Genomic DNA, 12,284 nt, shown 5'->3' with positions numbered 1-12,284 from the left:
TTTAAATGAAGTATATTGAGTGGTTTGGTAAAAACTTTATTGGTTTATTTGAAGCCGGTGGAGAACAATTTATGAGTTTTATGACCGGAATCGTGCCGTTGCTTATTGTATTATTGACTTTCACTTATTCAGTCATTGCATTTATTGGAGAAGAACGGGTCGACCGGGCAATTCGCTATTGTTCAAAATATATGATTCTTCGCTATTCGATTATGCCGATGTTATCGGTCATGATGTTAACGAATCCGATGGCCTATACATTTGGAAAATTTGTCAAAGAAGAAGAAAAACCAGCCTTCTATGATTCTGTTGTTTCGTTTCTACATCCGGTTACTGGATTATTCCCATATGCAAATGCTGGGGAACTATTTGTTTATTTAGGGATCGCAAATGGTGTGATGAAAGCAGGCTACAGCCAATCAAGTTTAGCTGTTCGTTACTTTTTGGTAGGAATAGTCGTCATTCTATTTAGAGGAATTGTGACTGAAAGATTAACGAAGTTTTTAATTGCGAAGGAAGCAAAACAAGTGAAAGCTTAAAAATGAAATGAGAATACTCTAAGGTAACTCAAAAGAATCTATGAAAAACAAACTTCTTTAAGGATTTTTGAGGATGTGAGTGATTTTGATTGCCGAATGGCACCTGACAATCTTACAAAATGACTTGCGTTATAAGCAAGGGCGCCCAGTTATACGAAAGGAATCAAATGGCCTGCTTCTCTTTGATGAACTGTTCAGATAGCTGTAACAGTTTAATCCACTTCTGTGGCATATCCTCACAGGCTTCAAGTTCTGGCAAAATGACCGGGACTCGTCCTTTTTCCAGGCTGGAGTGAGGGCGCAAGAAGTTGAAAAATGTCGTAAACAAGGTCACATGAGCGAGCGGACCGGCTTCGGAATTGAATCCGCCTAATGGTTTGTAGTTTGCTTTGAAGGTCCGATTCAAGCGCTCAATGATTTGTTTCAATGGCCGATATTCTTTTGACACGGCATCTTTGTTGGTCAGGCCGATGACTTGGATCACTTCAAAACCGATGCCATTCTGAGCGTAGAAAGCTTCGGCCAATTTGTAGATCGGGTTGCCATCGACGATCAGTTTTAGGTTATCTGGAACCTGTTCAAAGCGACGCACGACATCATGGATCGCCTTGATCGCGGTCTGGGTATCACGATGACGATTGTACCGGTGAGATAGAATAATCTTTTTTTCGGCATCAAAGAAGAAGTAAATATAGTGCCACTTGCCTTGAACACGGATATACGTTTCATCCCCACAGAACTGATCAGATAGTTCATAAGGATAATAATCGGTCATTGGGCGCACGAGGTGCGCAACAGAGCGGGCGTAGTTCCGAATCGTTTGTCCAGAAATCTTCAGTTGGTGGACGTCGTACAACAAGGCGGCGGTCTTTTCACCCGACATTCCGTAGTTGACATGATAGGTCAAGATGAGGCCCAAAACATGCGGCGAACAGTTGACATTTTTCAGTTGGACGGGTGATTTATAGTCTGGCGTATCTTCAAGTTCTGCTAGAGACAGTTCGAAATCACGGTAGATATAATGCATTTTAAACAGCGTTTTGTTCTTTTGGAAAGCTTTCAATTCTTTTTTTGATAGTCCTTTGAGCCGTTTCTGATAGTACGGACAGTCCGTACTGCGGCATTTGTGAATACTAAAGCCTTTACGCTGTTTGATTTTGACTAGGGAGTCGTTACAATGTGGACATTTGAGTGTGATTTCTTTTAGAAACCGATTCTTATGATTGAACAAAGTGTTACAGACCTTACAGCGATATTGGTCGTTATCCGCTTGACCATTGTTGAGATATAGAAAATCCGACGGTGCCTGACAGTGCGGACAACACACGGTAGTATCAACCGTCTTTGAGGAAGCGTGCCGTTTGACCGGTTTCAACGGCTTGCCTGTTTGTATCAGATGTTCTTCCAGAAGATTTTTATAGTCAAGTTTTTCTGTTTCAACTACTTTTGGCAGTTCATCAACAGTTAGTTTTTGGTAGTCCAAATCCGCGATATCCGTGAGTTTTGGAGCTTTCGAGTTCGCATAGATCGAGCTCAATTGAAGCAAAAGATAAAAAATAATTTTTTGTTGGGTATTGATAGTTTTAATCAAATCTGAATATAATGAAGATGACATTTGTACTTTCCTTTCACTGTTTGTGGGGTGTTGCCTGTCAACTTCATTCTACCAAACAGAGGGGGGTACAAGTGTCTTTTTGTATCTAAAGATTGAATTATCAAGGTTTGGAAGACCTTTTCCAACGAATTATGTTAATAAATTTTGAATTACGTACTCTAAATAGGAGGTAAACAAATGTATAAATCAGTTTTTGTAGAACCAGGAAGCAGCGGTTGGGGTGTTGGATTAAAACTTACGCCATCAGATAAAAAAAATAAAGTTGTATCAGTGACAGGTGGGGGAATCCATCCTGTTGCACAAAAAATTGCGGATCTCACCGGCGCTGAGGCTTGGGATGGTTTCAAAAACCAAGTTCCGGAAGATGAAATGCTTTGTGCTATCATTGATTGCGGCGGAACTGCTCGGATCGGTGTGTATCCGATGAAACGAATTCCAACGGTGGATGTTTTGCCATCATCTCCTTCAGGACCTTTATCAAAGCATATTACAGAGGATATCTTCGTTTCTGGAGTAAAACCTGAAAATATTAAACTTACTGAATCATTAGGTGAACGGGAAATTGCGGGAGTCCAGCATGCACATAAGGCAGATGCCGAGTCTGCGGCAGAAACAGAGAAAATCGTCACTCATCAAGAAGAAAAATTTGAAGATAAGTATGCGAAGGCGAAAGAAGAACATGCAAAAGAAAACGCGAAAAAAGACGGTTTCTTGGTTCGATTTTCACGGGGAATCGGCGATCTAATTGCGAAAGTATTATCACCGCTAGCAGGTTCCCTTCCAGGTATGATTGTGTTAGCATTAATTTGTAGTATTCCGATTTTGTCTCCGATTCTTGGACCAGGGGCAGTTATCTCTCAAGTAATCGGCGTCTTGATTGGGACTCAAATTGCAAATGGGTCAATTCCAGTGCAATATGCACTGCCCGCGTTGTTTGCCATTAATGCTCATGTAGGTTGTGATTTTATTCCGGTAGGGTTGTCGTTAGGTGAAGCAAAACCTGAGACGGTTCAGGTCGGGGTACCAGCTATTTTATACAGTCGAATGCTTACGGGTTTCACCGCGGTTATTCTGGCTTACTTTGCCAGCTTTGGTATGTATTAGTATCTTAATTGAGGAGAGAGAATGAATGGTAAAAACAAAAATTATTGAAATCGGATCCATGGTTCCAGCTTTTGAAGAAGAACGATTGATTATTCTTTTTGGACCAAAAGCGACACCAGAATTACGAGATATTTCAGTGATTCATGAGGTCCAAGAGCAGCCTGCTAATTCAATTAAAGTCGGCGGCAAGCTAAAAGTCGGCGATAAAGTGTATAATATAGAAGAAGTTGGTTCTCAAGCAAATCCTAATTTTGATGAATTAGGCCACGTCTCGATTTATTTCCGTAATGAAGTTGGCGAAATTTTACCAGGAGCGATTATTGTAAGCCCTGGGGAATTTCCACCATTTGAAGTTGGGGACGAAATAGAGTTTGTTTAACAGAAAAACCTCCCTTCAAGGGAGGTTTTTTAATAGGAGGGTAAAAATGGATGATCAAGCTGATCGCGACTTGGTAAGGGTAGCGACAATGTATTACAAAGAGGATATGAAACAATCCGATATTGCTAAGCAGTTAGGCATATCAAGACAATTAGTCTCCAAATACTTAGTTGATGCTCGAAACAAGGGGATTGTTGACATTCATATTAATAGTTCCAGTGCCTATTCTGTTCAATTGGAATTAAAATTGCAGAAAACGTTTGGTCTTAAAAGGGCGGCTGTACTAGATACCAGTTACTTGCAACCACAAGAGATTGAGCAATTAATTGTTCAAACGTCCATCTCAGCTTTTAAAAAGGATATTGCAAAAGCTAATAAAATCGGTGTTTCTTGGGGAAGGATGTTGAGAAGGTTAGTTGATGAATACCCGTATGTCAATCAACCAGATTCAACGATTGTGCCGCTTATTGGTGGAATGGGCTCTGATCAAGTGGATGTTCATTCAAATCAAATAGCCCATGATCTATCTAGAAAAATGCGAGCAAAATGTAAGTACTTGTATGTTCCTGCACTGGTAGATAGTAAGGATATTAAGGGAAACTTAGTTGAAAATGTTACCGTCAAAGATGTGCTTGAGGATGGTAAAAAAGTCGATTTTGCTTTAGTAGGTATTGCTTCGCCCTTTTCAAAAAGCAATACGATGGCTGAGATTGGATACATTGATCAAAAAGATATTGATGATTTGGCCAGCGTTAACGTAGTCGGAGATGTGAACTCAAGATTTTTTGACATTAATGGGAATGAAGTTAATTGCAGAATCAATGAGAATGTTATCGGAATAAGTTTACATGATATTCGTAATATTGAGAAGGTATGCGCGATTTGTTTTGAGGATGAGAAAAGAGATGTTCTATTTACCGCTATTGAATCAAAAATAATTAACTGTATCACGCTGACTGATGTTTTAGCAGAATATTTATTGGAAAAAAAAGGTGTACTAGTGGTGGAGTAAGTGCAACTATTTTCTGATATAAAATAGAAAGAGCAGCTCAAGTTGTTGATTTAATACGATAGTCAATCGGAAAATAATAGTCTAATTTTGCTAAAATTCGTGGATTATTCCAAAAATGGATGTAATTTTCTACAATATCAATTACTCTACCATTAGAACCAGTTGGTTCTTTTAGTATGTAGAATGTTTCAGACTTTAGTGAGGTATGAAACGATTCTGTCGGTGCGTTATCTGAAGGTGTTCCTTTACGGGACATGCTTTGGGTAACGTTTTTTTTTGACTAACTCAAAGTATCGTTTCGATGTATAAGTTGCCCTTGATCACTGTGTAAAAATAGTATTTTCGCTTATACAATTTAACTTATTCAATGTATCCGTTACCAACTTAGTATCTTGATATTCTGATAATTCATAGGCGACAAATTCACTGTTAAAAGTATCCATAATAGTAGATAAATACAGTATTTGATACTAACACCAAAATATAATGTCAGCGTCAAGTTAAAGTGAGCAAAAAATGGCTCACTTTAGTTTAGTAGTTACAATTTGATTAAATCATTTGCTAATCGTTGAGCCATTCGCGTTATATTCATTAGATAGTTAGTTGACAGATCGACTGGTATGACCCAGAGATATCATGAATTCTCTAACTTCTTGTAAATACCTTGTAGCTGTATTTTAGGTTTGCATAAAAAATTTTTAATAGATTATATCGAATATTTTGTTCATAATCTTATTATAGGAGCTGTGCTTTGCTACGTTAGGATAACGAATAATTTTCTTTCCTAACGATGCGGTAGATAAACATAATAGTTAAGGCGCTAAAACCCGTATACTATAAAGATGTAAAGGATGTGATTCTTTTTGAAAGAAAAATATTTAAGACTAATTGTTATGTTGCAAGAAGAACACAATTATTTGAAAGGAAAGGAGATTGCTAAAAGATTAGGCATATCAGATCGAAGTGTCCGAAATTATGTCAAGGATTTGAATGATAACTATCTGATAGACTCAAAAATTCTTACTAATAAGAATAAGGGATATATCCTTACAGGTGCTGTTGAAGATATAAAGGTTAGTGAGCATTTTGAATTTGAGGAAAGAATGTTCTTTATTGTGAAATTCTTACTTGATGCGGATGATTGGATCACCTATGAAGAAATTGCCGAATCACTATATTTTTCCAATCAAACTATTCGTTTAGATGTTATTAAGATTCAGAAGATGATCGAAGAACAGTATCAAAATCTAAAAATTGAAAGCGTTATATTCAAAGGGGTAAGGCTAACAGGTAGTGAAATCGAAAAAAGATTGCTTTTAGAAGGCTTGTCTAAAATCACTACACTGAATAAAAGTAAATTTATTGAATCTTTTGCTTATCACTTTAAAGATTGGCTAGAAAAGCCGTCCCTTGAGGAGTCACTCAATTTCTTTCAAGAAAAGTCTTCAGGATTACAAATTCCTAATAACCCTGAAACAACTATTTCGATCATGTCTTATTTGATAATTTCGTTACGAAGGGTAGCTCAACAACACTATTGTGATTACAACTTTGACACCACTGATTTGATTAAAATTGAAAGCACAAAAGAATTCGAAGTTGCGAAATCTATTATGCATGACTATGGTAATCAAGCAAAAATTATCATTCCAGATGTTGAAATCATATATTTTAGCTTTTATCTAATCAGCCAAAGGCTGATGTTCTCAGCAAGTGATGATCATAGCCTTAGTGTGCCAAAAGATCTGAAAGAGGGGGTGATGAAAGCTCTAAAACTTCTAGATCAGATCTACCATTCAAATTTTTCTGAAGATGAACAATTATTATCCGGTCTAATCATGCATCTAGCTCGTGATATGTATCCGTTATTATTTAACTTTTACATCGAAAATTCTTTTATTACGACTATTAAAAAAGAATATATTCAAGGTTACTATATGGCTGTCAGCTTTGCGAATGATCTGAAGAAATCCCTTCACTTACATCTACCCGAAAACGAGATTGGTTATATTGCGATTCACTTTGCTTCCTTTATAGAAAGAAGTAAGACTAAAAATGTAAAAATTGCAATTCTTACTAGCCGTCATCAATCGGTAGGGTACTTACTTAAAAAGGAACTCGAACGACGGTATACAAATGCTTCAATCACTACACCGATGTGTGATAAAGCGGACTTTGATAAAGCTAGTTTGTCTGAGTATGATTTAATTGTTTCATTTGGACCAATCAGTCTGAATCAGCACAACGTCATTATCATAAATGGAATTCCCGTGGAGAAAGATTACAGAGCGATAGACAATATTATGAAAAAGATGAATTATGTTTTTGTTACAAAAATCGATTACTTTACTAGAGAAAAATATACCAATAAAGAAAAACTTCTAAGAGGGTTACTTTCTAGTATAGGTACGCCAGAGATGATGGAAAGCATTTTAGACAGAGAAGAATTTTCTACGACAGATATTAGTGATGGCATTGCCATTCCCCATCCCTTACTGACTAGTAATTTGGAAAAGACAAAAATTGCTGTGGCTATTCAAGAGAAGCCACTGGACTGGGGAAGCCAGTTTGTTGACTTGATCATTATGATTGTTCCTGGTAAGGATGATCAAAAAATGACAAGTCGAATTATGGAAGAGATATACCACATCATCAAAGATCCAGAGCTTTTAGAAACTGCGAAAAAGGCAACGAATTTAGAGGAGTTTAATCAAATAATTGAAAATAGGGAGATGAGAACATGAAAATATCAGAATTGATCACTGAACAAAATATTATTCTACATTTAAATGTGACAAACAAAAATGAAATCATTGATGCATTAGCAGCAAAGTTAATGGAAAATGGATATCTCAAAGATTTGAATGGGTTCAAAGAAGATATTTGGAAAAGAGAAAATACTGTATCCACAGAAGTTGGCTACGGGATTGCAATGCCACACACAAAATCAAGTTACGTAAATAAACCAGCTGTCATTTTTGGCCGTAGTTTAGAGGGAATCACTTACGATAATGATAGTTGCCATTTGTTTTTCATGATCGCAGCGCAGGCCGATGCAACGGATGAACATTTGGAAACTCTTTCCCGATTGTCTACCTATTTGATGGATGAGCTGTTCCGAGCAAAATTAATTCTAGCTGACTCGGTTAATGATGTAATCTCCGTTATAAATCAAAAAGAACAGGAAGAAGCTGAAGAAAAGAGCGTTGAAGAAGCAATTTTAGCTGATTCTAATACAAAGTATTTAGTCGGAGTTACGGCTTGTACAGCAGGTATTGCTCATACGTATATGTCAGCTCAATCATTAAGAGATGCCGCGGAAAAACGCGGAATCCAAATGAAAATTCAAACTGACGGATCAAGCGGAACTGAAAACCGTTTAAGTGATGAAGAAATTGAAAAAGCAGATGGCGTCATTATTGCAGCCGATCGTACGGTTGATATGAGTCGTTTTGATGGAAAAAGAGTTGTTGAAACCTCGACAAAACGCGGAATCAATAATGCGAATGAGCTTATTGATGAGGTTTTATCTAAAAAAGAATTGTACAAGGCGGCCAATTCTACTAAAGCAAGCAGTGATGCAGAGGAATCTAAAAGTGGAGGAGCCTTTGACATTTACAAGCATTTGATGAACGGTGTATCATTCATGCTTCCGTTTGTTGTAGCTGGAGGAATCTTAATTGCAATCTCATTTATGTTTGGTGTTAATTCATCCAATCCGGATTCAGGCCAATATAACGCTTTTGCTGCATTTTTAAACTCGGTTGGGGGAACAGCGGCATTTGGTTTAATGGTACCGATCTTTGCAGGGTATGTTGCATTCAGTATTGCCGATAGACCAGGGCTTGCACCAGGGGCCATTGGTGGGATGATTGCTTCAAGTGGAGGATCAGGTTTCTTAGGCGGTTTGATTGCCGGTTTCGTTGCTGGTTATTGCATTTTACTGTTGAAAAAAGTTTTGGTTAAATTGCCAAAATCTCTACATGGATTAAATCCAGTGTTACTGTATCCGGTGTTAGGTACTTTAGCAACAACGATAGTGATTCAATATGTAATCAATACACCAATCAGTTCGTTTAATGACACATTAGTAAATTGGCTAACTGACATGAGTGGTTCAAATGCAATTTTAGTAGGAGCTTTGCTTGGTGGTATTTTAGTCAGTGATATGGGTGGACCGTTAAATAAAATTGCTTATGCATTTGGTATTCAAATGATCACCGCAGGTGTTTATGAACCTATGGCAGCGCTAATGTGTGGAGGTATGATTCCTCCAATTGGATTAGGACTTGCTACTACATTCTTTAGAAATAAATTTACTGACCAAGATCGCGAAACAGGGAAAGTAGCGTATGTTCTAGGTTCATGCTTCATTACTGAAGGGGTAATTCCATTTGCAGCAGCAGACCCGATCCGTGTTATTCCAGCTAATATTATTGGCGCAGCTGTTGGTGGAGCCTTGTCTATGGCTTTTGGAATTGAGTTGACAGCGCCGCATGGAGGGATTTTCGTTATCCCAATCGCTATTAATCATCCGATTATTTACGTTGGGTGTGTCTTAGCAGGAAGTATTGTAACAGCGCTAATCGTTGGTTTGACTAAAAAATCAGTTGTAATGAATAAAGAAATTGATAATGGAGGAATAGAAAATGTTAGTGACGTCGAAGGAGCTATTTAAGGTAAGTAAAGAAAAATGTTGTGCGATTCCAGCACCTAATTTTATTGATGCACAATCTATGAAAGATTATGTTGAAGTGGCAGAAGAACTTGGTTTACCAGTGATTTTAGCACTAGCTGAGGTCCATTTAGAATTCATCACATTGGAAGAGGCAGCATATTTTGGCAAGTTTTATGCTGAAAAAGTAAATGTACCTGTTGTTCTTCACTTAGACCATGGTATGACTCCAAGCATCATTAAGAAAGCGATTGATGTTGGTTTTACATCTGTTATGATCGATGCTTCCCAGGACGATTTTGAAACGAATGTCAAAAAGACAAAAGAAATTATTGAATACGCACATCCAAGAGGCGTTGTCGTAGAAGCTGAAATTGGACATGTTGGATCAGGAGTAAATTATGAGAATCATGAAGAAACGGATTCTCAATACACCACCGTTGAGGATGCGGTCAAATTTGTTGAAGAAACGAATGTTGATTCGCTAGCAATTTCAATCGGAACCGCACATGGTATGTATAAAGGTGTTCCGAAAATTAATTTCGATCGACTTCAGGAGATTGCAAGTGCAATCCCAACTCCACTTGTTTTGCATGGCGGCTCCTCTTCAGGAGATGAAAATTTAAATCAATGCGGACTAAAAGGGATCAGTAAAATCAATATCTTTTCTGATTTGATCAATGCGGCTCAAGACGGAATCATTCAAGAGAATCCAACAAATTATTTAGATTTGAAAAAGGTCGCTTCTAAGTCAATGAAAAACTGTTTAAGACATTATTATGAGGTATTTAACACGCAGCAAATTTTATAATAGAAAATATGGGTCAGGAAATCGAGAAGGTGTACAATTGGGCGGAATTAGCGACCTTTTTCAAGTATCCTGCAGAATTACGCCGCATCATTTACACAACTAATATGATTGAAAGATTTCACCGGCAGCTTCGTAAAACAACAAAGTCAAAAAGTGTCTTTCCATCAGACGAGTCGCTTCTAAAAATGTTGTATCTCATTACGATGGATGTTACCAAAAAATGGACCATGAAGGTCCATTTTTTTGGGTCAAATTTTATCGCAATTTGTCATATTTCTTGAAAATTGCGTGACCGATTATATTTAAAGGAGAAAGAACTTACACAAAATTCTTTACAGACCCAGTATTCATCTAGCGTTGTTAATGTCTTACCTGTTAGAGCATTTTTTATTTGTAGTCGTTGTTATTCTTTATTTTTGCTGTGTTCTCAGTCCATCCATATTGTGGTTCAATTTCATTCTCTAACGGTTGTATTAACATTATTTTTATCTGGACTTTTGTATGAAACATTTGAATTCATAGTGTTACAGTTATCGATTAAAGAAATTGCTGTATTAAAAAATGAATCATTGGTGAAATCAATTCCTGTACTTGCCTTTAGAGTAGAAAAATCGTATGCATCTACAATTTCTTTTATGGTTTGACTATTGTAATTATATTTCCCATTTTCAGTAGTCATTGATTTGGTAATCTCATTCTGCATTTCATTAAAACTTGCTAATGCATCTTCTTTAGAAACTATCGTAGTTGTTTGGTTTTGGTCACCATTAGTAATTGTTGCAAAGGAAATTGTCGATCCTATATTACTACCTAAAATTAGAAGTGACATTAGAAACGCAAATTTTCTTTTCATATTAAAATCCTCCTTTTTTCTATTTACAAATCTTTTTTATAGCTATATCATTTGCTTAAATATGATATTTGAGGGAGACTTTTCATGACAACAATAGCTGCTTTAAAAAACTTTTTTTTGCTGTTCTTTTCGTTAAATAGAAAGACAAATAGAGGTGAATTTTGGAAAACTATTGCTATTTTGTCAATAATCTACTTTGTTCTAATTAGTTTTTTCCCTCATGATCTAACTCTAACTGTTGGAACACTTACTATTAAAGTTCATTTAATACTGCAGCAAATTATTCCTGTCATCCTTTTCTTTTCTCTTTTAATCAGAAGGCTAAATAATGTAGGAATTCCCATCTTATTTAATTTATTTTTAGTCATGATATATCTAATTAATAGGATGGCAAACCTTTACTTCGTTTCTGTGTCAAATAACCCTTTTAATAAAGTACCCATGCATGGGATTTATTTCACTTTCATTGTTAATACAATTCTTTTTTTGATCCTGTTGGTATTAGTATTATTACCTGAAAATCATTTTTCAAGAAAAAGAAGCGTCTAGCACTACTTTCTGAAATTGTAGATCGTTTGATTCCATTGATAATCATATTGTCCTAAATGTATCTTAGGAGTGGTTTTGTTGTAAAGTTTTCCGATTCTTCAAATTAAGGTGAAATGGATAGAAAAAGAGACTAGCGAAATGAAGAGAAGCCACTTTAAAGGAAACAATTTCAGAAAGATGTGATTGTTGTAGCCGTTGGCCATGGAAGAAATGAGATACACAAGCAGCCTATGTTTTTCTAAAGCGATTAAGAAGGCAGTTTGGAGAACCAGAGTTTTTTGCCACAGACAAGGCATCTTCACTCGGTGGTGCCTTTAAGAAATTGCAAAAAAATGAACGGTACATCAAAACAGAACATCGAACCGTGAAATACCTCAATAATCTGATTGAACAAGACCATTGACCAATCAAACGTCGGAGTAAATTTTATTAAAGTATTCGCACGGCCTCATCCACAATTAAAGGGATGGGAACTCTTCGAGGAATATACAAGAAAACCCGAAAAGCTGGAACACTCTTCGGGTTTTCAGTCTGCACTGAAATAAAGCTTTTATTGGGAATTCCTGAAGGCTTCTAGGCTAAAACAAGAAATTATTTTCTCATGATTAAATCTTGTAACAGAACCAGAATCACTAAGTCGGAATTTTTTTGATTAAAAATAAAGTTTTCTTTATATATTTAATTAATATGATTTTTTATGAACTTATATTTATTTATTTTTGATATTTTGATTTAATTTAAACTTAA

General features: G+C 36.4%; 10 protein-coding genes and 2 pseudogenes. 9 read left to right on the top strand and 3 right to left on the bottom strand.

Annotation, left to right across the window (positions count from 1 at the left end; translation table 11 throughout):
* Window positions 1-5 precede the first annotated feature (5 nt).
* Window positions 6-539, top strand: a complete 534-nt coding sequence (gene srlA, locus RV00_RS14480; protein WP_071863269.1) for a PTS glucitol/sorbitol transporter subunit IIC — start codon at window positions 6-8, stop codon at window positions 537-539.
* 163 nt (window positions 540-702) lie between these two features.
* Here srlA and RV00_RS14475 read toward each other — a convergent pair whose 3' ends face one another.
* Window positions 703-2,154, bottom strand: coding sequence for a DDE-type integrase/transposase/recombinase (locus tag RV00_RS14475; protein ID WP_071863268.1), 1,452 nt, complete (start codon window positions 2,152-2,154; stop codon window positions 703-705).
* A gap of 177 nt (window positions 2,155-2,331) precedes the next feature.
* On the opposite strand from RV00_RS14475, the gene RV00_RS14470 reads away from it, so the two are divergent.
* Genes RV00_RS14470 through RV00_RS14460 form a run of 3 tightly spaced genes read left to right on the top strand, consistent with a single transcriptional unit; the run spans window position 2,332 to window position 4,649 of the window.
* Complete coding sequence (locus RV00_RS14470) at window positions 2,332-3,258, top strand: PTS glucitol/sorbitol transporter subunit IIB (protein WP_071863267.1); 927 nt, start codon at window positions 2,332-2,334, stop codon at window positions 3,256-3,258.
* Window positions 3,259-3,283: 25 nt separating this feature from the next.
* A complete protein-coding gene (locus tag RV00_RS14465) occupies window positions 3,284-3,637 on the top strand; it encodes a PTS glucitol/sorbitol transporter subunit IIA (protein WP_071863266.1) in 354 nt (117 codons plus the stop codon).
* A 46-nt stretch (window positions 3,638-3,683) separates the two neighbouring features.
* Window positions 3,684-4,649 (top strand): sugar-binding transcriptional regulator, encoded by a 966-nt coding sequence (locus RV00_RS14460; RefSeq protein ID WP_071863265.1) that lies wholly within the window; start codon window positions 3,684-3,686, stop codon window positions 4,647-4,649.
* Window positions 4,650-4,686: 37 nt separating this feature from the next.
* Here the strand turns inward: RV00_RS14460 and RV00_RS16910 are convergent, their stop codons facing one another.
* Window positions 4,687-4,905, bottom strand: a complete 219-nt coding sequence (locus tag RV00_RS16910; protein WP_071863264.1) for an IS3 family transposase — start codon at window positions 4,903-4,905, stop codon at window positions 4,687-4,689.
* A gap of 607 nt (window positions 4,906-5,512) precedes the next feature.
* Here RV00_RS16910 and RV00_RS14450 point away from each other — a divergent pair.
* The 4 genes and pseudogenes from RV00_RS14450 to RV00_RS14435 all read left to right on the top strand — a co-directional run.
* Window positions 5,513-7,393 (top strand): BglG family transcription antiterminator, encoded by a 1,881-nt coding sequence (locus RV00_RS14450; RefSeq protein WP_071863263.1) that lies wholly within the window; start codon window positions 5,513-5,515, stop codon window positions 7,391-7,393.
* Complete coding sequence (locus RV00_RS14445; RefSeq protein ID WP_071863262.1) at window positions 7,390-9,327, top strand: PTS fructose transporter subunit IIABC; 1,938 nt, start codon at window positions 7,390-7,392, stop codon at window positions 9,325-9,327. The genes RV00_RS14450 and RV00_RS14445 overlap by 4 nt, the downstream gene beginning before the upstream one ends.
* Window positions 9,299-10,135 carry a class II fructose-bisphosphate aldolase gene (locus tag RV00_RS14440; RefSeq protein ID WP_071863261.1) on the top strand — a complete coding sequence of 279 codons (837 nt, stop codon included), beginning with the start codon at window positions 9,299-9,301 and terminating at the stop codon, window positions 10,133-10,135. Before RV00_RS14445 ends, RV00_RS14440 begins: the two co-directional genes overlap by 29 nt.
* A gap of 53 nt (window positions 10,136-10,188) precedes the next feature.
* Window positions 10,189-10,368 (top strand): annotated as a pseudogene (locus RV00_RS14435) (transposase); the annotation flags it as partial.
* A 221-nt stretch (window positions 10,369-10,589) separates the two neighbouring features.
* On the opposite strand, the gene RV00_RS14430 reads toward RV00_RS14435, so the two are convergent.
* A complete protein-coding gene (locus RV00_RS14430; protein ID WP_071863259.1) occupies window positions 10,590-10,988 on the bottom strand; it encodes a hypothetical protein in 399 nt (132 codons plus the stop codon).
* Between the two features lie 763 nt (window positions 10,989-11,751).
* On the opposite strand from RV00_RS14430, the pseudogene RV00_RS14420 reads away from it, so the two are divergent.
* Window positions 11,752-12,114 (top strand): annotated as a pseudogene (locus tag RV00_RS14420) (DDE-type integrase/transposase/recombinase); the annotation flags it as partial.
* Window positions 12,115-12,284: the final 170 nt, after the last annotated feature.

The sequence above is a fragment of the Enterococcus devriesei genome, from assembly GCF_001885905.1.
Lineage (GTDB): Bacteria > Bacillota > Bacilli > Lactobacillales > Enterococcaceae > Enterococcus_A > Enterococcus_A devriesei.
Note: the sequence above shows the minus strand (reverse complement) of the source record. Positions and strands in the feature narration are given on the sequence as shown.

Excerpts from the sequence above, each read along its gene's own strand:
- srlA (WP_071863269.1), top strand. The coding sequence starts at position 6 with ATGAAGTATATTGAGTGGTTTGGTAAAAACTTTATTGGTTTATTTGAA.
- RV00_RS14475 (WP_071863268.1), bottom strand. The coding sequence starts at position 2,154 with ATGTCATCTTCATTATATTCAGATTTGATTAAAACTATCAATACCCAA.
- RV00_RS14470 (WP_071863267.1), top strand. The coding sequence starts at position 2,332 with ATGTATAAATCAGTTTTTGTAGAACCAGGAAGCAGCGGTTGGGGTGTT.
- RV00_RS14465 (WP_071863266.1), top strand. The coding sequence starts at position 3,284 with ATGGTAAAAACAAAAATTATTGAAATCGGATCCATGGTTCCAGCTTTT.
- RV00_RS14460 (WP_071863265.1), top strand. The coding sequence starts at position 3,684 with ATGGATGATCAAGCTGATCGCGACTTGGTAAGGGTAGCGACAATGTAT.
- RV00_RS16910 (WP_071863264.1), bottom strand. The coding sequence starts at position 4,905 with ATGTCCCGTAAAGGAACACCTTCAGATAACGCACCGACAGAATCGTTT.
- RV00_RS14445 (WP_071863262.1), top strand. The coding sequence starts at position 7,390 with ATGAAAATATCAGAATTGATCACTGAACAAAATATTATTCTACATTTA.
- RV00_RS14440 (WP_071863261.1), top strand. The coding sequence starts at position 9,299 with ATGTTAGTGACGTCGAAGGAGCTATTTAAGGTAAGTAAAGAAAAATGT.
- RV00_RS14430 (WP_071863259.1), bottom strand. The coding sequence starts at position 10,988 with ATGAAAAGAAAATTTGCGTTTCTAATGTCACTTCTAATTTTAGGTAGT.